The sequence below is a fragment of the Arthrobacter sp. 05T442 genome (genome assembly GCF_056395945.1).
The window spans coordinates 117,284-138,186 of record NZ_JBFTKM010000008.1; the positions used below are offsets into that span (position 1 = coordinate 117,284).

18 protein-coding genes are annotated in these 20,903 nt (G+C 67.7%); 5 read left to right on the plus strand and 13 right to left on the minus strand.

Annotation, left to right across the window (positions count from 1 at the left end; genetic code table 11):
• Positions 1 to 12: 12 nt before the first annotated feature.
• The gene (locus tag AC1DES_RS10165) at positions 13 to 924 is read right to left on the minus strand and encodes a helix-hairpin-helix domain-containing protein (RefSeq protein ID WP_476895581.1); all 912 of its coding nucleotides are present in this window, start codon (positions 922 to 924) and stop codon (positions 13 to 15) included.
• A 214-nt stretch (positions 925 to 1,138) separates the two neighbouring features.
• On the opposite strand from AC1DES_RS10165, the gene AC1DES_RS10170 reads away from it, so the two are divergent.
• Positions 1,139 to 1,528: a hypothetical protein gene (locus AC1DES_RS10170; RefSeq protein WP_476895582.1), complete on the plus strand. Its 390-nt coding sequence runs from the start codon at positions 1,139 to 1,141 to the stop codon at positions 1,526 to 1,528.
• Between the two features lie 3 nt (positions 1,529 to 1,531).
• On the opposite strand, the gene AC1DES_RS10175 is transcribed toward AC1DES_RS10170, so the two are convergent.
• The 6 genes from AC1DES_RS10175 to AC1DES_RS10200 form a co-directional block, all read right to left on the minus strand.
• Positions 1,532 to 1,717 (minus strand): hypothetical protein, encoded by a 186-nt coding sequence (locus tag AC1DES_RS10175; RefSeq protein WP_476895583.1) that lies wholly within the window; start codon positions 1,715 to 1,717, stop codon positions 1,532 to 1,534.
• A gap of 146 nt (positions 1,718 to 1,863) precedes the next feature.
• Complete coding sequence (locus tag AC1DES_RS10180; RefSeq protein ID WP_476895584.1) at positions 1,864 to 2,919, minus strand: DegV family protein; 1,056 nt, start codon at positions 2,917 to 2,919, stop codon at positions 1,864 to 1,866.
• 124 nt (positions 2,920 to 3,043) lie between these two features.
• A complete protein-coding gene (gene leuS, locus AC1DES_RS10185; RefSeq protein ID WP_476895585.1) occupies positions 3,044 to 5,575 on the minus strand; it encodes a leucine--tRNA ligase in 2,532 nt (843 codons plus the stop codon).
• Between the two features lie 401 nt (positions 5,576 to 5,976).
• Entirely contained in the window at positions 5,977 to 7,491 is a 1,515-nt protein-coding gene (gene glpK, locus AC1DES_RS10190) for a glycerol kinase GlpK (RefSeq protein WP_476895586.1), read from the minus strand.
• 57 nt (positions 7,492 to 7,548) lie between these two features.
• Entirely contained in the window at positions 7,549 to 8,298 is a 750-nt protein-coding gene (locus tag AC1DES_RS10195; protein WP_476895618.1) for an MIP/aquaporin family protein, read from the minus strand.
• A 158-nt stretch (positions 8,299 to 8,456) separates the two neighbouring features.
• Entirely contained in the window at positions 8,457 to 10,229 is a 1,773-nt protein-coding gene (locus AC1DES_RS10200) for a glycerol-3-phosphate dehydrogenase/oxidase (RefSeq protein WP_476895587.1), read from the minus strand.
• A gap of 124 nt (positions 10,230 to 10,353) precedes the next feature.
• Here AC1DES_RS10200 and AC1DES_RS10205 point away from each other — a divergent pair, with 124 nt between their 5' ends.
• The 4 genes from AC1DES_RS10205 to AC1DES_RS10220 all read left to right on the plus strand — a co-directional run bounded on the left by AC1DES_RS10205 (position 10,354) and on the right by AC1DES_RS10220 (position 14,307).
• Positions 10,354 to 11,316, plus strand: coding sequence for a sugar-binding transcriptional regulator (locus AC1DES_RS10205; protein ID WP_476895588.1), 963 nt, complete (start codon positions 10,354 to 10,356; stop codon positions 11,314 to 11,316).
• A gap of 101 nt (positions 11,317 to 11,417) precedes the next feature.
• Complete coding sequence (locus AC1DES_RS10210) at positions 11,418 to 12,287, plus strand: aldo/keto reductase (protein WP_476895589.1); 870 nt, start codon at positions 11,418 to 11,420, stop codon at positions 12,285 to 12,287.
• Positions 12,288 to 12,298: 11 nt separating this feature from the next.
• Positions 12,299 to 13,225, plus strand: a complete 927-nt coding sequence (locus AC1DES_RS10215; protein WP_476895590.1) for an alpha/beta fold hydrolase — start codon at positions 12,299 to 12,301, stop codon at positions 13,223 to 13,225.
• A complete protein-coding gene (locus tag AC1DES_RS10220; protein WP_476895591.1) occupies positions 13,222 to 14,307 on the plus strand; it encodes a glycosyltransferase family 4 protein in 1,086 nt (361 codons plus the stop codon). Before AC1DES_RS10215 ends, AC1DES_RS10220 begins: the two co-directional genes overlap by 4 nt.
• A 170-nt stretch (positions 14,308 to 14,477) precedes the next feature.
• On the opposite strand, the gene AC1DES_RS10225 is transcribed toward AC1DES_RS10220, so the two are convergent.
• From AC1DES_RS10225 to mihF, 6 genes are all read right to left on the minus strand, one after another.
• Positions 14,478 to 16,682: a primosomal protein N' gene (locus tag AC1DES_RS10225; RefSeq protein WP_476895592.1), complete on the minus strand. Its 2,205-nt coding sequence runs from the start codon at positions 16,680 to 16,682 to the stop codon at positions 14,478 to 14,480.
• A 175-nt stretch (positions 16,683 to 16,857) separates the two neighbouring features.
• On the minus strand, positions 16,858 to 18,093 hold the full coding sequence (metK, locus tag AC1DES_RS10230) for a methionine adenosyltransferase (protein ID WP_476895593.1): 1,236 nt from the start codon (positions 18,091 to 18,093) through the stop codon (positions 16,858 to 16,860).
• Positions 18,094 to 18,170: 77 nt separating this feature from the next.
• A complete protein-coding gene (locus tag AC1DES_RS10235) occupies positions 18,171 to 19,517 on the minus strand; it encodes a bifunctional phosphopantothenoylcysteine decarboxylase/phosphopantothenate synthase (protein ID WP_476895594.1) in 1,347 nt (448 codons plus the stop codon).
• A 40-nt stretch (positions 19,518 to 19,557) separates the two neighbouring features.
• Positions 19,558 to 19,818, minus strand: coding sequence for a DNA-directed RNA polymerase subunit omega (rpoZ, locus tag AC1DES_RS10240; RefSeq protein ID WP_011692102.1), 261 nt, complete (start codon positions 19,816 to 19,818; stop codon positions 19,558 to 19,560).
• A gap of 39 nt (positions 19,819 to 19,857) precedes the next feature.
• Positions 19,858 to 20,430 (minus strand): guanylate kinase, encoded by a 573-nt coding sequence (gmk, locus tag AC1DES_RS10245; protein ID WP_476895595.1) that lies wholly within the window; start codon positions 20,428 to 20,430, stop codon positions 19,858 to 19,860.
• Positions 20,431 to 20,456: 26 nt separating this feature from the next.
• Positions 20,457 to 20,792, minus strand: a complete 336-nt coding sequence (mihF, locus tag AC1DES_RS10250; RefSeq protein ID WP_476895596.1) for an integration host factor, actinobacterial type — start codon at positions 20,790 to 20,792, stop codon at positions 20,457 to 20,459.
• Between the last annotated feature and the right edge of the window lie 111 nt (positions 20,793 to 20,903).

A 20,903-nucleotide genomic window follows, 5' to 3' on the forward strand; every position in this document is an offset into this window, starting at 1 on the left:
GACGCAGGCATCTCACACGCTCACGAGAGGCAGCAGGGCTTCGAGCATTTTCGGACCGACGCCGTCGACGGCATCGAGTTCTTGCACAGTCTTGAACCGGCCGTGCTGCTTACGCCAGTCCACGATCCGCTGGGCAAGCACCGGACCGACGCGAGGGAGGGTTCCGAGTTCCTCGACGCTGGCGGAGTTCAGGTTGATCTTTCCGCCCCGGGTGCCCGGGCTGCCGCCGGGTCCGGCAGGCCCGGCTGTCGCACCGGAAACGGGCTCCGCCGGATCCGGCTCCCCGCGGGTCGGCACAACAATCTTCTGGCCGTCCTCCAGCACAGAAGCCAGGTTGAGTTTCTGCGGATCCGCTGCATCGGTGCTGCCGCCTGCCGCTGCGATGGCTTCATGCAGGCGGCTTCCCGCCGGCAGCTCGATCACCCCAGGGTTGGCAACTGCGCCAGCAACGTGGACGATGATCCTGCCCGGCACCGTCGTGGAACTGTCCGCCGGAGACTGGTCCCTGCCCGTGGCCGTGGCTCCCGTGACGGCCGGGTCGGCCGCACCTGCCCGGCCAGTAGCCGCCGGGGAGGTCTCGCTGAGCGGCAGGACCTCAGGGCTGCTTGTGGCGGTGTGCCACCAGAACCAGCCGCCCAGCAGGACCGCCAGGACGCCGAGCAGGACCGCCGCCCTGAACCCGGTCCGGCTTCTCAGCCGGGCACTACGTGGCAAATCATGAGGCCCGGGAGCCGCAGGCAACTCCAGGAGCCCTCCGAGGCGGCCTCCCTGCCCGCCGGCATCCCGCGCGCCGGCGTCCGGCCCGCCGGCATCCGGCCCGCCGGCGTCCTGCGCGTCCCGCGCACCTCCCAAGGTGGCCGACCAACGGTCCCGTCCGGCCCTGAGGCCCGTGGCGGATTCGGCTCCCGGCGTCCGGCGTGACATAGGACCCACCCTAGGAAGAGCCATGGCACGCGTACACCCTGGATTCGTCCTATGTGGAAACAAGTAGTCAGCGTGAAGCCATACGTAGTCCCTACGCTTTCTTGCACCGCAGCCCGGTGGTAGCGTCGGCATCGTAATTCGAAGAATGACCTTGCCGGCTGGGGGCAACACTATTCGTCTGGCAGTCCCGCCAGGCGTCGAGAGCTGGTGTGCCATGAATAAGGCGACTCTTCCGGCCGCATTGTTTGCAGTCCTGGGCGCAACCCTGCTGGCTCCGCCGGCGCAGGCAGCCTCAATCCAAACCGTTGGCTTTTCGGTGGCCGGTGCCTACTGTCCTGATTACGGCGTCTATGGAATTTCGCACGTCTACGTCAACGGCAATGCGGGAATGACGGCCGATCAGAATTTCATCTGGAACACCCAGACCGCCGCCACATCGATTGGTTCCGTTCCCGAGGAAGGGGCACTGGCCAACGTAACGGTCGTCTTCCACTGCAACGTCAAGGTGCTGTGGTGGTTCGAAGCGGGGAGCAGCCAACAGGCGACGACTACGGCCTGGGTTTACGGTTCGGGCTGGCAGCCCACGTACACGCTGTACCCTTAGCCCTTACTGCTGGTACGTGATGTAGGCCTCGTACTGCACCCGCCACTTGTCGGGTGCTTTGGGGTCCGGCACGGTGGTCGTCAGGAACTGGACACTGGTCACCTGGCCTTTGAGGTACTTCAGCCATTTGGTGACCTCTTCCGCGACATCCCTGTCGAACTGGGCGACGTGGTGGACTTGCATAGCCATGGGGACTCCTTGGTCGGTGGGGAGACTTTACTACCGCGGTCCCCGTAAAAGCCAGCCTTCCAGCGTGGCCGAGACCTTGTCATCGCCCGGGGCCGGTGCCGGCAGTTCCCGGGGCCCTCGCCGACACCACCGGATGCAGCCTCAGGCTACTCCTGCGCCGTACCGCCTGGCGGTGCGCCGTCGGCAACCCCGGACCGCCGCCCGGGTGCCAGGACACCGCCGTCAGGCGGAGTGCTGCTCTCCCCCACGATCACCGCCAGCACGCCGAGCCCGGCATGGGCAGCAAGCACGGCCGGCAGGGCGCTGATCTGCGCCGGCGGGCACTCGGGCACCAGCACCGCGAGGCGTGCGGCGAGCTGTTCAGCCTCCGACTCGTTGCCGAAGTGGTGGACTGCAAGCCGGGCTTCACCAGCAGGGCGGCCGGAGGCGTCCGCGGCGACGATTTCCTCGAGCCGGGCAATCGCCCGCACCGCGGACCGGACCTTTTCCAGCGGAACAATCTTGCCGTCGTCGACCGCAAGGATGGGTTTGATGGCGAACATCGTGCCCCACAGCGAGGCTGCCGCCCCGATCCGTCCGCCCCGGCGCAGCTGATCCAGGCTCGGGACGTAGAAATACACTTTCGTGCGGGCCAGCCGTTCCTCCGCGAAGGCCTTGACCTCTGCAGCGCCCCGCCCGTCCGCGGCGGCGACCACAGCGCTTTGAACGCCCATGCCCTGGGCCATCCCCACCGTCCGTGAGTCAAGGACATCCACCGGGATGCCGACGCGGGCGGCGGCAAGGCGCGCAGAGTCTGCGGTGCCGGAAAGCTCCCCGGAGATATGGACGGAGACGACCGACTCGAAACCTCGCTGCTGGGCGGCCAGATAGGCCTGTTCGAACTGTCCCGGCGAGGGACGCGAGGTCTTGACGGGGGTGCCGCTGGCCAGGGCAACGGCGATCGTCTCGGCGATATCGTCCTCGCCTTCGCCGTAGATCTCGGATCCCACCATTACCGGCATGGGGACCACGGTGAGCCGGCCGTCGGCGCTGAAGGCCCGCACCCAGTCGGCCGGCAGCGCTGCGGCGGAGTCCGTCACCACGGCGGTCCGCACCGCGGGGACCGGAACGACGTCGGCGACGGCTCCCGGCCGGGTCGCGTGCCGCAGCCGGAGAAGGCGCTCCCGCAGCCACGGCCAGCCCGGCTGTTCGCGGTCGGGCACGTGCCACCTCCTGCTGCCGGGACGGGCTGACGGGCATTGCTGCCGGACTACTGTCGGGGATTACTGCCGCGGACTGATGCTGTGCCCGGCCGACGGTGAGGGTGCACCGGCGGCCGGGCCGGGGCTATGCCGGGACGATGTTGACCAGTTTAGGCGCCCGGACGATCACGGTCCGGATGCCACGGCCGTCCATGGCACGCTGGACGTTTTCGGAGGACAGCGCCAGCTCGCGCAGCTCGTCCTCGGAGATGTCCGGCGAAACCTCCAGGCGGTCCCGGACCTTCCCCTGGACCTGGACGACGGCTGTGACCGTGTCTTCCACGAGCAGGGATTCGTCGTGCGTGGGCCAGCCCGCATTGGCCACGGAAGCGGGATGCCCCAGCACGTTCCAGAGGTCCTCGGCCGTGTACGGCGCGAAGAGGCTCAGGATGACTGCGACAGCCTCCACGGCTTCGCGGACGGCCGGGTCTGCCCCGCCGGCGCCGGTGGCTGCGTCAATGGTTTTGCGGGTCGCGTTGACCAGTTCCATCAGCTTGGCGACGACCACGTTGAATTTGTTGTGGTCCAGCAGCGCCGCGGCGTCGGCGATCGTGCGGTGGGTGACCGTGCGCAGGGCGCGGTCACCGGTGGTGAAGTCGACGCCCGGCTCGCTTGCGACGTCCTGGCCCAGCCGCCAGGCACGGGCCAGGAACTTCGCCGAACCCGACGGCGAAACGTCGGCCCAGTCGACGTCGTCCTCCGGCGGGGAGGCGAAAATCATGGTGAGCCGCACGGCGTCGACGCCGAACTTGTCCAGTTGCTCGCTGAGGTCCACGCCGTTGCCCAGGGACTTGCTCATGGCCTTGCCCCCGTTGAGGACCTGGCCCTGGTTGAGCAGGGCTCTGAAAGGCTCGTCGGCGTCGATCATGCCGAGGTCGTGGATGACCTTCGTGAAGAACCGCGCGTAGAGCAGGTGCAGGATTGCGTGCTCCACACCGCCCACGTACTGGCCCACCGGCATCCAGTCATTGATCTTGGCCGGGTCGAAGGGTCCCCCGGTGTACTGCGGGGAAACGAAGCGCAGGAAGTACCAGGACGAGTCAACGAACGTGTCCATGGTGTCCGTGTCGCGCTTGGCCGGGCCGTGGCAGCTGGGGCATTCGACGTTGACCCACGCCTCGGCGGCGGCCAGCGGCGACGTGCCCTTGGGGGACAGGTCTTCGCCGCGCAGGTTGTCCGGCAGGCGCACGGGCAGCTGGTCGTCCGGAACGGGTACCTCGCCGCAGTCGGGGCAGTGGATGATCGGGATCGGGGTTCCCCAGAAGCGCTGGCGGCTCAGCAGCCAGTCGCGCAGGCGGAAGTTCACGAACTTCTCCCCCGTGCCCTGCTCACGCAGGATCCCGATCGCGGCCGGGATCGCTTCTGCCTTGGGCAGGCCATCCAGCGCGCCGGAGTTGATCAGGGTGCCTTCCCCGGTGGTCGCAGTGCCGGTGACCGCGGGATCTTCCGCGCCCGTGTCCAGCACGGCCCGGACCGGCAGGTCGAACGCGCGGGCGAAGTCGAGGTCGCGCTGGTCGTGGGCCGGGACGGCCATGATGGCGCCGGTGCCGTAGTCGGCGAGGACGTAGTCCGCGGCCCAGACGGGCAGCTTCTCGCCGTTCAGCGGATTAATGGCGTAACGGCCGGTGAAGACGCCCGTCTTTTCGCGTTCGGTGGACTGGCGTTCGATCTCAGACAGCGCCTTGACCTTCTCGCGGTAGGCGTCGAGGGCCCCAGCATGCTCGTCAGTGACCAGCTCGACCGCCAGCGGGGCATCGGCCGCGACGACGAAGAACGTGGCGCCGTAGAGCGTATCGGGCCGGGTCGTGAACACGGTGACGTCCTTGGCCGGTTTGCCGGCGTCGGCCTCGACCACGAAGTTGACATGGGCACCCTCGGAACGCCCGATCCAGTTCTTCTGCATCGCCAGGACGCGCTCCGGCCAGTGGCCGCGCAGCTCGTCCATGTCATCGAGCAGCCGGTCGGCATACTCGGTGATCTTGAAGTACCACTGGTTCAGGGACTTCTTGGTGACCGGGGTGCCGCACCGCTCGCATGCGCCGTTGACGACCTGCTCGTTGGCCAGCACGGTCTGGTCTTTGGGGCACCAGTTGACGGGCGAATTCTTGCGGTACGCCAGGCCGCGTTCGTAGAACCGGGTGAACAGCCACTGGGTCCAGCGGTAGTACTCCGGGTCGGAGGTTTGGATGCGGCGGGACCAGTCGGCGGAGATCGCGTAGCGCTTGAACGACGCAGCCTGGGTCTCGATGTTGGCATACGTCCACTCGCTGGGGTGGGCGTTGCGTTTGATGGCGGCGTTCTCGGCCGGCAGGCCGAAGGAGTCCCAGCCGATCGGGTGCAGCACGTCGTACCCCTGCTGGCGCAGGTAGCGCGCGACGACGTCGCCCATGGCGAACGCTTCGGCGTGGCCCATGTGGAGGTCACCGGACGGATACGGGAACATGTCCAGCACGTAGCGGCGTTCCTTCGAACCGTCGTCGACCGGGGTAAAGACCTTCAGGTCTTCCCAGACCTGCGGCCATTTGGCTTCCATCGCCGCAAAGCTGTAGGCACCCTCTTCGGGGGCCTCCGCCGCGGCTGCTGCTGTTCCGGTCTCTGTCTCCGGCTGAACGCTCACTGCTGGCCTCTTCTGTTCTGTCCGGGCGTCTGTTCCGCCCCGACCCCTTGATCCCCTGCCTCCGGCCCGGGAAAGCCCCGGACACACAAAAGCCCCTCGACATGGAGGGGCTGCCGCTCGGTATTCCGTGTATATCGGGCTACCGGGCGGCTAGCTAAGCAGAAGGATCGCACGCATACGAATACTCTAGCGCACCCGCACCACCGGCTAAACGTAAGTCGCCACGAGCGGGGCAAAGCGATGAAACGAAAGAGGGGCCGGTGACTCCCCGCCATGGTGTGGTGGGCACCGCGGTGGGCCCCCTGCTGCGAGGGCCCCGACACGAGCTTGCGAGTGTCAGGGAGCAGCAGGGGACGGGCGGGCGGGAGCCACCGGCCCCTCTGACTCAACTCATCTGGCGCCTACTTCACGTCCTCGTCGACCCAGTCCATGGACTTCGTCACGGCCTTCTTCCAAAGCCGCATCTGGCGGTCCCGCTCGGCCGGTTCCATCTTCGGTTCCCAGCGCTTGTCCTCGGACCAGTTGGCCGAGCACTCGCCCAGGTCTTTCCAGAAGCCGACGGCGAGGCCGGCCGCGTAGGCAGCGCCCAGCGCGGTGGTCTCGACGACCTTGGGCCGGATCACCGGAACGCCGAGGATGTCGGCCTGGAACTGCATGAGGGCGTCGTTGGCCACCATGCCGCCGTCGACCTTCAGCTCCGTGAGCGGCACACCGGAGTCGGCGTTGACGGCGTCGAGCACCTCGCGGGTCTGGAAGGCGGTGGCTTCCAGCGCCGCGCGGGCGATGTGGTTCCTGTTCACGAAGCGGGTCAGGCCCACGATCGCACCGCGGGCGTCGGAGCGCCAGTACGGGGCGAACAGGCCGGAGAACGCCGGAACAATGTAGACCCCGCCGTTGTCCTCGACCGCGGCGGCAAGGGTCTCCACTTCCGGGGCGCTGCTGATCATCCCCAGGTTGTCGCGCAGCCACTGCACGAGCGACCCGGTGACGGCGATCGAGCCTTCCAGCGCGTAATGCGGTGCCGCGTCGCCGAGCTTGTAGCCCACCGTGGTCAGCAGCCCGTTCTTGGAGTGCACAATCTCCTCGCCGGTATTGAAGATGAGGAAGCAGCCCGTGCCGTACGTGTTCTTGGCTTCCCCGGCGTCGAACGCGGCCTGGCCGAAGGTCGCCGCCTGCTGGTCGCCCAGGATGCCGGCGACGGGAACCTCGCGGAGCAGCTGGGACGTGTGCACCGTGCCGTAGACCTCGGAGGAGGACTTGATGGCAGGCATCATGGAGGCCGGAACCCCGAAGGCGGCCAGGATTTCCTGGTCCCAGGACAGTGTGTCGAGGTCCATGAACATGGTCCGCGAGGCGTTGGTCACGTCCGTGACGTGCACGCCGCCGTCGGTGCCGCCGGTCAGGTTCCAGAGCACCCAGCAGTCGGTGTTGCCGAAGACCAGGTCCCCGGCCTCGGCCTTGGCGCGTGCCCCGTCGACGTTGTCCAGGATCCATTTGATCTTCGTGCCGGAAAAGTAGGTTGCCAGCGGCAGCCCGACCTTCTGCTTGAAGCGTTCGGGTCCCCCGTCCTTGGCCAGCTCGTCCACGATCGGCTGGGTGCGGGTGTCCTGCCAGACAATGGCGTTGTAGACAGGCTCTCCGGTGGTCTTGTCCCAGACGACGGCGGTTTCGCGCTGGTTGGTGATCCCGACGGCGGCAATGTCGTGGCGGGTCAGGTTCGCCTTCGAGAGGGCGGAGGCGATGACCTCACGGGTGTTGTTCCAGATTTCGGCGGGATTGTGCTCCACCCATCCGGCCTGCGGAAAGATCTGCTCGTGCTCCATCTGGCCGGAGGAGACGATGTTGCCGCCGTGGTCGAAAACAATGGCGCGGGTGCTCGTGGTGCCCTGGTCGATTGCGATTACGTACTGGTTCATGTTGACGTCCTTGTCTTTATGGCCTGGTGGTTGGATTGCGTGAAGCTGGGGTGGTAACTACTTTGCGGCGGTCATAATGATGGGCACGATCGCGGCGACGACGCCGGCGAGTCCGCCCCCGATGAGCGGGCCCACGACCGGGATCCACGAGTAGCTCCAGTCGGACGAACCCTTGCCCTTGATGGGCAGCAGGGCGTGGGCGATGCGGGGGCCGAGGTCGCGGGCAGGGTTGATGGCGTACCCTGTGGGTCCGCCGAGTGAAACACCGATGCCGACAACCAGCAGGGCCACCGCCAGGGGGCCCAGTCCGGACGGTGTCCCGCCGAACGTCAGGATGACGAAGACGAGCACGAAGGTGCCGATGATCTCGGTGATCAGGTTCCAGACGTTGGAACGGATGGCCGGACCGGTGGAGAAGACGGCCAGTTTGCTGGCGGGCAAGGGTTCGGCGTCAAAGTGCTGCTTGTGGGCCAGCCACATGACGACTGCGCCAAGGAAGGCGCCGAGCAATTCCCCGCCGAAGTAGGTCAGTGTCGAGCCGAAGTCGACCTTGACCCCGGGAGCGTACTCCGCCTTGCCGTTGAGCAAAAAGCCGAGAGTGACGGCCGGGTTCAGATGCGAGCCGGACCTGGAGGCCACATAGACACCCGAGAAAACGGCGATACCCCATCCCCACGTGACCATCAGGAACCCGCCGTTGTTGCCCTTCGTGCCCTTGAGTGCAACGTTTGCCACTACGCCACAGCCCAACAGGGTCAGCATCCCGGTTCCGAATACTTCGGACAGGAAAACAATTCCAAGAGACATCATTGACTCCTCTATTTTCTGTTGTCGGCCCTTCGCGAGTTTGAAAGGCCGTTGGGCCGGCAGCATGTCGGCGCCGCCGGCCAGCCACTGCGCCGGCCGCCAGGGCGGACCGCGCAGTGCTTGCACCCGGGTGTCCCTGCCCGGGCACGCAAGTCGTGTCAGGCGACCAGGCTGTGGACCCGGACGCCGTGGAACCGCTGGAGCACCTCCTGGGCGTGGGCGATTTCTGAGGCCCGTCTGGCGGCATCCCAGCCCAAGGGACCGGACAGGATGTCGGCAACCTCATTCAACAGTTCGCCGGTCACAAGTCCCCGGAAGGCCAGGGACGAGCGCCGTATCAGTACGTCAACCAGGTGCCCGATCTGCTCGTTCCGGGCCATGAACTCCAGTTCGCGGGTGCTGAGTTCGCGGGTGGAATGCAGGAGCCGGTCCGGGGCACCCTCCAGGAAGCCGATGACTTCCTCGGCGCGGGTCCCGTACCGGGTCAGCAGCCCGCTGACACGGGCGGCGTCACGGCCCGCCGACATGTGCGCCTTGATCCACCGCTGGACTCCGTCCTCGCTGTCCGGGAACCCCGCGCCGCCGCCGATCGGGAGCTTCGCCGTCGAGACCTTACGTTCCATGCCGAGTTCGGCGAGGACGTCGTTGCTCAGGTGCTCGGCGAGGGCCCGGAATGTGGTCCATTTACCGCCCACGAGGCTGAGCACGGCGGCGCCGGTCTGGCCTGTTTCGGCTGCGCGCCGCTCGATCCGGTAATCGCGGCTGACGAACCCGGGCTGGGTCGCGTCGTGCCTGGGCAGCGGGCGGACGCCGGAGAAGGTGTAGACGATCTGCCCGCGGTCCACGGCCACATCCGGGAACACGTGGCCGATCAGGTCGAAGAAGTAGTCGATTTCCGCTTCGGTGCAGACAGCGTCCTCTGCCATGTCGGCGTCGACGTCGGTGGTGCCGACGAGGACCCGGTCACCCATTGGGTAGATCAGTACGATCCGGCCATCCGTGTGCTCGAAGAAGATTTCGCGGCCTTTGCAGGCCTCGAGGAGCTCCGGGTGGTCCAGCACGATGTGCGAGCCCTTGGTCCCGCCCATGAAGGACGACGCCGCGCCCATCGCCTCGTTGGTCAGGTCCACCCAGGCGCCGGTTGTGTTCACGATGATGTCGGCCGTGAAATCGAAAACCCCGCCGGAGAGCTCATCACGGAGCGTGACGGTGCTGCCAGCGCCCGCGCCGCCTCCTTCGCCGTTCAGGGAGACGAGCGAAAGGTAGTTGCTGGCGCGTGCTTGCAGTCCGCCGGCCTTTTCGCCGTCCTGCAGGACATCAAGGGTCAGCCGCTCCGGGTTGTGCACCGAGGCATCGAAGTAGGTGGCGGCGTACTTGATGCCCGGGTGCAGCCGGGGCAGCTCGGCCAGTGCGCGCCTGCGGCCGCGGAACTGGTGGCGCGGCACGGTGCCGCCGTCGCGGGAGAAGAAATCGTACATGCTCAGGCCCAGTTTGATCAGGAAGGCCCCGCGCTCCTTGGGCTTGCCCTGCTGCTTGTGGGTCAGGAAGCGCAGCGGAGCGGCAAGGACACCGGAGAAGGTGCTGAAGATCGGAATGGTGGTCTGAAGGGGCTTCACGTAGTGCGGGGCAATGCGCAGGAGCCGGTTGCGCTCGACGACGGACTCCTGGACGAGGCGAAACTCACCGTTTTCCAGGTACCGGATGCCGCCGTGGATCATGTGCGAGGAGGCGCCGCTGGCGCCCTGGCAGAAGTCGCCGCGCTCCACGAGCGCTACGTCCACGCCCTGCAGCGCCAGGTCCCGGAAAGTACCCACGCCGTTGATGCCGCCGCCGATGATCAGCACCTGTGCATGCCGCCGCTCCTGCAGCCTCTGCACCGATGCCCGGTTACTCGCGGGTCCCGAGGTGGGAGATGAATCCTTCTGTCCCAAAACTGCTCCTTTGGGTCTGGTTCTGCGCGCCGCGCCCTGGGGCGCGGCGCCGTTCAACTCTATTGTTTGGAATAATGGAAAATGGAGTCAAGCACTATGCACAAACGTGCAGAACGGAATTGGGATGACGGCTTCTCGCCACTCCGACGCCCTCAGGGCGGCCCAGCTTTATTACCTGCAGGACCTGACCATGGACGCGATCGCCCGGGAACTCCGGACGTCCCGGTCCACCGTTTCGCGGCTGCTGTCCTCGGCACGCGAATCGGGTCTGGTGCAGATCCAGATCCGCAGTCCGCTGGACACGGGCCCCGAACTCGAAAGCATGATCCGGGCCGAGTACCGGGTGGATGTGCACGTGGTTCCCGTCGTGGACACGCTCAACGAGGCGGAAACACTGGACCGGGTGGCAATGCAGGCGGCCCGGACGATCGGGCCGCTGGTGGATTCCAACGCCATCATCGGCGTGGCGTGGGGCTCCACCCTGAGCGCCGTCAGCCGGCACCTGACCCGGAAGATCACCCACGACAGCGTGATCGTCCAGCTCAACGGCGCCGGCAATATGCAGACCACCGGCATCACCTACGCCTCGGACATCATGCGGCGGTTCGGCAGCGCCTACGGCGCCCGGGTTGAGCAGTTCCCCGTACCGGCGTTCTTCGACCATGCCGCAACCAAGAAGGCCATGTGGAATGAGCGCAGTGTTCAGCGCATCCTGGAACTGCAGGCCCGCATGAGCATCGCGATCTTCGGGGTGGGGTCGGTCGACGCCGATTACCCCAGCCACGTTTACGCCGGCGGCTACCTCGACGAAGACGACCTGAACATCCTGGCCACGTCCGACGTCGTGGGAGACGTCGCCACTGTTTTCTTCCGGGCGGACGGCTCCTCGGACGGCATCACACTTAACGAGCGCTCGACGGGGCCGGACCTCGCCCAGCTCCGCCAGGTCCGGCGGCGGATCTGCGTGGTCTCCGGCGCCTCCAAGATCAACGGCCTGCGCGGTGCGCTGGCGGCGGGCCTGGCCACCGACCTGATCCTTGACGAGGCCAGCGCCCGCCGGCTGGTGAGGTTTGACGGCCTGGCCTGAGCCGCCCCGCCGGAGCGGCGACCCGGAGAGCGGCCCCAGCTCCGGTCCGTGCCCCGGCTCCGGTCCGCACCCCGGCTCCGCCAGTGGGTAAAGTCATTGCTATGAGACTCTCCCCCCGGCTGACCCTGAACAACGGCGTGATGATCGACCGGTTGGGGTTCGGGCTCTACAAGGTGCCCCCGGCTGACGCGGCGGACCTCGTGACCATGGCGGTCGAAGCCGGCTACCGGCACTTCGACACGGCGGCCATGTACGGCAATGAGACGGCCGTGGGCAAAGGCATCGGCGCTTTGTCCGGATTCCAAGGCACCGGCGGGGAACGCGGAGAGTCCGCCCCGTACGTGTCCCGCCAGGATCTGTTCGTTACCACCAAGGTCTGGAATGACGACCAAGGCTACGACGCCACGATGCGCGCCTTCGATACCTCCATTTCCAACCTTGGCATGGAGTACATCGACCTTTACCTGATCCACTGGCCTTGCGCGAAGCGCGGCCTGTTCACCGAGAGCTACCGGGCCCTCCAAACGCTGTACCGCGAGGGGAAAGTCCGCGCCATCGGCGTCTCCAACTTCCAGCCGCAACACCTGGACCGGCTGCTGCAAACGGCCGAAGTGGTTCCGGCCGTCAACCAGATCGAGCTCCACCCCTGGCTCCAGCAGGCCGAACTGCGTCTCAAGCATGAAGAACTTGGCATCCGCACTGAGGCGTGGAGTCCTCTTGGCCGCGGCCAGGTCCTGAAGGATCCAGTGATCCTGGCCCTTGCGGCCGAGCACGACCGGACGCCGGCGCAAATCATCCTCCGGTGGCACCTGCAGCTCGGTAACATCGCCATTCCGAAGGCCAGCTCTTCGGGCCGGATCCGCGAGAACCACGATGTGTTCGGATTTGAACTGTCCGCCCTGGACATGACCGAAATCGCTGCCCTCGAGCGCGGTTTCCGCACCGGCTCCCACCCCGACAACGTCAACTAGGCTTCGACCGAATGGAACAAGTGCACACCGAGTCCTCCCCCACGCCCCTGTTCAGCGATGACCTCGAGGCCCGCACCCGGGCCGCAGAGGTGGACCTGGACGGCGTCCGCGTTGCCTACTGGAACTACGAGCCCGTCCGCGTGACCCCGGAAACCCGGACGGTCCTGGTCGTGCACGGCTTCCGCGGGGACCACCACGGCCTCCTCCGGGTGGCCGACCAGCTGCCCGAGATGCGCCTCATCATGCCGGACCTGCCCGGGTTTGGCAGTTCCGCCGCCTTCACGGCTGCCGAGCACAGCGTGGCAGGCTACGTCCGCTTTGTCACCGACTTCATGGCCGCGCTGGGCCTTGGACCGGACACGGTCCTGCTGGGCCATTCCTTCGGCTCGATCGTGGCAAGCCATTTCGTCGCGGCCCACCCCGGCGCGGTCGCCGGGCTCATCCTGATCAACCCCATCGCCTCCCCCGCCCTGGAAGGACCCAAGGGACTGATGACCCGGCTCGCTGTGCTGTACTACGAGGCCGCCGCGCGTCTGCCCCGGAGCGTAGGTCAGGCCCTGCTGCGCAGCCAGCTGATCGTCCGGGTCATGAGCGAGGCCATGGCCAAGACCCGGGACAAGGAACTCCGCCGCTTCGTCCATGCCCAGCACAGCTCCTACTTCTCGGCCTTCGCGGACCGGGAAAGCCTGCTGGAGGCGTTCAAGGCCTCTGTTGGCAGCAACGTATCCGAGGTGGCAGCCGGGCTTAAGCTCCCAGTGCTCCTGATCGCGGGCGAAAAGGACGAGATCGCCACCCTGCCGGACCAGCATAAACTCCTGGCCCTCCTGCCGGACGGGACCCTGGACGTCATCCCCGGCGTCGGACACCTGATCCACTACGAGACCCCGGAGCCCGCCGCCCGCTTCATCCGACGCTTCCTGAAGGACAACGCCGCGTGAAAATTCTTATCGATGCCCGCTTCACCCGGGTGGACCACCACGACGGCATCAGCCGGTATGGTTCCAGCCTCATCGCGGCCGCGGCCAAGATTGCAGACGTCTCGATGCTGATCAGCGACCCGCGGCAGCTGGCCCTCCTGCCTGATGTGCCATACACCCTGATCAACAGCCCGCTGTCCCCGTCCGAGCTTCTCGTGGCCGCCAAGGTCAACCGGCTCGGCGCCGACGTCGTGGTGTGCCCCATGCAGACCATGGGCAGCTGGGGCCGGAAGTACGCCCTGGTACTGACCCTGCACGACCTCATTTACTACGAGCACCCGGCCCCTCCCGGATTCCTGCCGGCCCCGGTCCGTGTCCTCTGGCGCCTCTACCACAAGGCCTTCTGGCCCCAGCGGCTCCTGCTGAACCGGGCCGACGTCGTCGCGACCATCAGCTCCACCACCGCGGCCCTGATCGCCAAGTACCGGCTCACGAAGCGTCCCGTCAGGATCGTGGGCAACGCCCCGCAGCACGGCCACACGCCCCGGGACCCCGGTGCCGGAGCGGACAAGACGTTGCTCTACATGGGGTCCTTCATGCCGTACAAGAACGTGGAGACCATGATCCGGGGCATGGCGGAGTTGCCGGACATGACCCTGCACCTGCTGAGCCGCATCACCCCGCAGCGCCGCGCCGAGCTCGAGGCCCTGGCTCCGGCGGGCGCGAATATCGTGTTCCACAACGGCGTGACCGACGCCGAATACGAGGCCATGCTGGCACGCACCACGGCCCTGATCAGCCTCTCCCGGGCCGAAGGCTACGGATTGCCCCTCGTGGAGGCCATGTCCCACGGCACCCCGGTGATCGCCAGCGACATCCCAATTTTCCGGGAGGTGGGCAAGGACGCCGTCGGCTATGTGCATGCGGACTCGCCGGCCGGATTCGCTGCGGCCGTGCGGCAGCTGGAGGATCCTGAGGTGTGGAAGGCCCGCTCCCGGCGATCCGTGGAACGCGCCGCGGATTTCAGCTGGGACGAATCCGCGCGCAGGCTCGTGGAAGTCGCCGGGGAAGCCGTCACGCTCCGGAGCCGGAACAAGCGCTAGAGCCCGGCGCCGGCGTCACCGCGCTCAGGCCACCGCGCTCGGGCCACCGCACGGAGTTTTCCCGCCATTGCGACCGCGACGCCGGGACGCCGGGACGCGCCGGCATTTAAGGCAGACACGCGCCGGCAGAAGCCGGCAAAGGTGGGGAAACCCGGGGGCTCTCGCCGGGCTTAGAGGACGTCGACCCCGTCAAGCCGCAGCTGGACGGGGTCATCCGTGCGCTTGGCGGCGGCCGCAGCCTTGACAGCACGCATCGCGGTGGTGGCGGCAGCGGCCTGGGCGTACGGGATGAACAACAGGGTCCGGACGTCCTCACCGGATTCCCGCGCGCCCGGTCTGGCGCCGGACGCTGCCCCGCTGGGCGTGGCCCCGCCGGGCGCGGCACCCGGCGTCCCGGAGGGCGGCCCGGCCATCACGAGGGGCGCGGGGCCGGCGGTCCTGAGCACGGTTCCCTGCGCGGCCATCCGTTCTTCGACGGCCCGGGTGAAGTGCCCGACGGCGGTGCGGCCGCCGGTGATGGAGGCGATCCGTACGGCGGGCGGCAGGTGAAGTTCCTGCCGCAGCGCCAGCTCACGCCGGGCGTAGCCGGACGGATCCCACCGCAGCAGGGCCCCGATCCCGGCAGCGTCATCCGCGGTGATGACCACCAGCCCGCCTTCCGGCGCCGGTCGCACGAGGGCTGCCGCATTGAACCAGCGGCGCACGGCGTCCTCCCCGGCGCGCAGGTTCTCGCGCCGCAGCAGGGAATCGCCGTCGAGCAGCAGGGCTGCTGCGTAACCTCCGGCGGCGACCGGCTCGGCCCCGACAGTGGCCACCACGAGGGCCTTCGTGTCGGGAACGGTGGCTTTGACCTGGTCACCGGAGGAGGTGATGACCGGCTTTCCGGGGAAGGCACGGCCGAGCTCCTCGGCCGTGCGGAGGGCTCCGGCGGCTCCGCGGCGGAGCCGGGTGCCGTTGCAGGTGGTGCACCGCCACGCCTGGGCCGGCGCCGAGCACCAGCGGCATTGCGGCACGGCCGAACTTCCGCTGGCCCCGGCGATCGCCAGGGGGCCGCTGCAGGCGGCGCAGCGTGCCGGTTCACGGCACGTTTCGCACGCCAGTGACGGTGCGTAGCCGGCCCGGGCCACCTGCACCAAGACCGGTCCGCGTTCCAGGCCGTCCTTTGCGGCACGCCAGGCAGCCCCGGGCAGCCGGGCGATGCGGGCGAGGGGATCATGCTCGAGTTCGAATCTGTCCGCCGTGTTGAGCACCCGCGGGACCGTCCGCCGCACCACGGTGCGCTCTGCCTCCACCGGCCATGCCCAGCCGGATTCGACGAGCCGTTCCGTTTCGGTACTTCGGGAGTGGGCCGCCAACAGGCAGGCAGCCCCTTCCTGGCCTGCGCGCAGCAGCAGCACCTCGCGGGAGTGCGCGTACGGCGAACGCTGCTCGATGTGGAGGTCGTCGCCGTCGTCCCAGCAGACCACGAGCCCCAGGTTATGGACCGGCGCGTAGGCCGCGGACCGGGTGCCCACGGCGACCCCGGCGGCGCCGCTGAGGATGCGCAGGAAGCTCCGGTACCGCGGGGTCTGGCCGTCGTCGGCGGTGAGCCGTGCGACGTCGCCCGCGGGGAGCAACTCCAGGAGCGCGGCCTCCACGCGGTCCAGGTCCCGGTAGTCGGGGACGACGACGACGGCGCCCCGGCCGGACAGGCGGACCGCAGCCACGGCCTCCGCGATCAGTCTCGGCCAGCCGCCCGGGCCGAAGCCCTGCAGCGCGTTCAGCACGGCACGGGGTGACTCCCCGGAGCCCAGGTGCTGGAGGAACGCCGGCCCGTTGCGGTAGGAGGACCAGTGGGAGGCTTGCAGCCCCGACGGAACCGTGGCCCCTGGCTCCTCGCCGGCCGCGAACAACGCCGCGTCCAGCCGCCCGCCGGGAGCGAACTCCTTCTCCAGTTTGGCCATCCGGGGCGGAACGGCGACACGCAGGACGTCGCTGACCGTTCCCGCGTAGCGCGCAGCGACCCGGCCGGCCAGTTCGGCGACGGCGGGCGTCAGCACCGGCGCGGGCGAAACCACCTTGTGCAGCGGCACCAGGGTGTGGCCGGCGTCGGATTCCGCGCTCCGCTCGAGCACGTATCCCGCCAGTTCCTGGCCGTTGAACTTCACCTTGACCCGGACGCCCGGTTGCGCCTCCGCGTCGAGGGTGGCCGGAACGCTGTAGTCGAAAGGCCGGTCCAGATGCGGGAGGGACGATTCGAGCAGCACCCTTGCCACGGGCCGATCGGCGGCGAGGACCGGACCGGAGGCGGCTGCGGGCGCCGACGGAAAGCCCTGGAGCAAGGACAGCTGGAAGGGTTCATCCGGCACCGTCGCACCGCCGCGGACTTTCGTCATCGCTCCTACCTCCGTTCAACTCCAGCCGGGCCACGGCAAACAAGAAACGAACAACAACCCAGCACCGACGACGACCCGAAAATGGGAAGCCAGGCCGCCGGAATGGCGGCCTGGCTTCAGCACATCACATGCCAGTGACATTTTGCGCACCGACAATGGGGGTCAGGCTCGTGAATCAGGCGTTGAAGAAAGCCTTCAGGTCATCGACCCGGTCCAGGCGCTCCCACGTGAAGTCGGGATCTTCGCGGCCGAAGTGCCCGTGGGCGGCGGTCTTGGCGTAGATCGGGCGCTTGAGGTCCAGGGCGTCGATGATGGCGCGGGGGCGCAGGTCAAAGATTTCGGCGATGGCGGCGCTGATCCGGGCAGGATCCACAGTCTCGGTGCCGAAGGTTTCCACGTAGGTTCCCACCGGGCGCGCCTGGCCGATGGCGTATGCGATCTGGATTTCAGCGCGCTTTGCGAGCCCGGCGGCCACTACGTTCTTGGCGACCCAGCGCATCGCGTAGGCAGCGGAGCGGTCCACCTTCGACGGGTCCTTGCCGGAGAAGGCCCCGCCGCCGTGGCGGGCCATGCCGCCGTAGGTGTCGACGATGATCTTGCGGCCGGTGAGGCCGGCGTCGCCGACCGGGCCGCCGATGACAAAAGCACCGGCCGGGTTCAGGATGTTCCGGGCCCGCGAGATGTCCAGGTTGGACAGCGCCATGACGGGATCCACGACGTACTCCGCGAGGTCGGCCCGGAGCTGGTCGAGGCTGGCGCCTTCGGCGTGCTGGCTGGAGATGACGACGGTCTCGACCGAGACCGGGCGGTCGCCGTCGTAGCCCACAGTGACCTGGGTCTTGCCGTCAGGGCGCAGGTAGGGCAGCTGGCCGTTCTTTCGGACCTCGGTGAGGCGCTCGGAGAGCCTGTGTGCGAGCCAGATCGGGACGGGCATGTAGGAGGGGGTTTCGTCGCTGGCGTAGCCGAACATGAGGCCCTGGTCTCCGGCACCCTGGAGGTCGTAGTCGTCTTCCTGGCGTCCTTCCCGGGCTTCCAGGGAGTTGAACACGCCGCCGGCGATGTCGTTGGACTGCTGCCCGATCGAGACGGATACACCGCAGCGGGCGCCGTCGAAGCCGTTGGCCGAGGAGTCGTAGCCGATGCCGAGGATGGTCTCCCGGACGATCTGGGGGATCTCGACGTAGGCGTCCGTGGTGACCTCGCCGGCCACGTGGACCAGGCCGGTGGTGGCCAGCGTCTCGACGGCGACCCGGGACTCGGGGTCCTTGGCCAGCAGGGCGTCGAGGATCGCATCGCTGATCTGGTCGCAGATCTTGTCGGGGTGCCCTTCGGTCACCGACTCAGACGTGAACAGCCGGAGCGAGGCGGGCGTGGACCCGTGGAAGTCAGGAATGTGCAGCGGTAAAGTCACTCAACTACCTTACTGGTTGGAAAACGGACGTCCGGCGGCGTGTGTCCCCATGCTAAGGAGACGTTGGTTACGCCGGCTCAAGCCGGCGGAACAACCCGGCTCAACTCGGCGCTGACCCGGTCAATCACGGCAGCCGCAACATCGGATTTGGAACCCGACGCCTCCTGGGGTTCGGAGCCGGAGCGGGAAAGGATGACTACGGCGTTGGTGTCCTCGCCGAAGACCTTGTCCTGGCCCACATGGTTGACCACCAGCAGGTCGCAGGCCTTGCGGCGCAGCTTGGCCTCGGCGTACTCCAGTACATCACCTTCGGCGTCGCCCGTTTCCGCGGCGAAGCCGACGATGAGCTGATCGCGGGAAGCCGCGTCGCGGACCTCGACGAGTTCCTGCAGGATGTCAGGGTTGCGCACCAGGGCAATGACCGGATTGGCGCCGTCGTCGCGCTTCTTGATCTTGGTGCCCGAGACGTCGGCGGGACGGAAGTCCGCCACGGCGGCCGCCATGATCACGACGTCGGAATCCGCGGCAGCGTGCAACGCCGCTTTCCGCAATTCCAGGGCTGTCTCGACTTTGACGATCTCGACGCCCTCCGGCGCCGGAACCTCCATATGGGCGGCCAGCAGCCGGACCCTGGCGCCGGCGTTGCGGGCGGCAATGGCGAGTGCCACGCCCTGCTTGCCGGAGGACCGGTTGCCCAGGAAGCGGACGGGGTCCAGCGGTTCGCGGGTGCCGCCGGCGCTGATGGTCACAGTCAGCCCGGCCAACGGGCGGGCTGCCGACGGCTCTGCCGACGCAGGATACGGCAGATCCGACGGCGGAGCGGCGGGCGCGTCCGGCACGGCCGGCGCACCCGGCAACCCAGGGGCCGACAACCGGGCGGACTGCGCACCAGCCTGCGCACCGGCCAGCGCCAGCGCAGCCTCGAAGATGGCCTGGGGCTCGGGCAGCCGGCCGGGGCCGGAGTCCGCCCCGGTCAGCCTGCCGCTGGCAGGCTCCAGCACGGTGACGCCGCGGCTGCGCAGGGTTTCGACGTTGGCCTGGGTTGCCGGGTGCTGCCACATTTCGGTGTGCATGGCCGGGGCCATGAGGACCGGGCAGTCCCCAGCCATCAGCAGGGTGTTGGTCAGGAGGTCATCCGCCTGGCCGGACGACGCGCGGGCCAAGAGGTCGGCAGTGGCCGGAGCCACGACAATCAGCTCCGCCTCGTGGCCGAGCCGGACGTGGTTAACCGTGGGGACCGCGTCGAAGACGGTGCTGCTGACCGGGTGGCCGGACAGGGCTTCCCACGTCGCGACACCGACGAAACGCGTTGCCGCCTCCGTGGGGATGACCGTGACGTCATGGCCGGCTTCAGTAAAAAGCCGGAGGAGCGACGCCACCTTGTAGGCGGCTATCCCTCCCCCGACTCCGAGGACTATGCGCACGTGACCTCCGTCAACAGGCAGTCTATGTATTTTGCCGTTACTACTCTGCAGGTTCGATCGGCGTGGAAACGAGCTTGCCTTCGTTGATCTCCCGCAACGCGATCGACAACGACTTCTCGTTCAGCTTCGTGTCGACCAGCGGGCCGACGTACTCGAACAGGCCCTCGTGCAGCTGGGCGTAGTAGGCGTTGATCTGGCGTGCGCGCTTGGCACCGAAAATCACCAGGCCGTACTTCGAGTCGGCAGCCTTCAGCAGCTCGTCGATCGGCGGGTTGATGATGCCTTCAAGGTTCGTGGACACGAATTCTCCAAATTCTAACGGGCCGATACGTCCCGTCGCCTAGCGCGGGTTCGGGGTCAGCCCCATGAGTGAAACAAGCTCGTCCGCTGCCCGACGAACGTCATCATTGATGACGGTGTGGTCAAACTCCGGTTCAGCGGCAAGTTCTAGTTTAGCGGTTTCCAGCCTCTGCTGCTGTTCTTCGGCCGTTTCCGTGCCGCGGCCGACCAGCCGGCGGACCATTTCGTCCCAGCTGGGGGGCGCGAGGAACACGAACTGGGCATCGGGGACGGCCTTCTTGACCTGCCGGGCGCCCTGCAGATCGATTTCCAGGAGCACGGAACGGCCCTCGGCGATCGCCGCGTTCACGGTGCTGCGGAGGGTGCCGTAGCGGTTGCGGCCGTGGACGAACGCCCATTCGAGGAGTTCGCCGTCTTCGACGAGCGAATCGAATTCCTCGGGCGACTTGAAGAAGTAGTGGATCCCGTCCTGCTCACCCGGCCGCGGCGGGCGCGTCGTCGCCGACACGGAGAGCCACACGCCGGGATAGTTGTCCCGGATGTAGGTGGACACGGTGCCTTTGCCAACAGCCGTCGGGCCGGCGAGGACTGTCAGTCCCGGTTTCTTGCTCACATATTCCTTTGGGCGGTGTTCGGGGATCAGCCCGGCGGAGCGGGCTGTTTGTCGTCTACAAAATCTACCAGCGCCCGGCGCTGGTGGATTCCCAGCCCGCGTACCCGCCGGGACTGCGCGATGCCGAGCTGTCCCATGATCGCCGCGGCACGGACCCGCCCGATACCCGGCAGGGCCTCCAGCATCTCCACGACCCTCATCCGGGCGATGGCATCATCGGATGCTCCGGAGCTGAGGACCTGGGCGATCGTCGTCTGGCCGGATTTCAGCCGTTCCTTGGCCGCGGCCCGGGTGGCCCTGGCCGCAGCGGCCTTGCGCAAGGCGTCGGCACGCTGCTGCGGAGTGAGGGGTTGCAAGCTCACTGAAGTCCTCCCTGCCTGGTCAGACGGGCCGTCCGGGCCGGCCAGTCAGCCGGGCCGTTCACACCGGTCCGTCAGACAGCCCCCGCGCCGTTGCCGTGTCCTGAACCTACC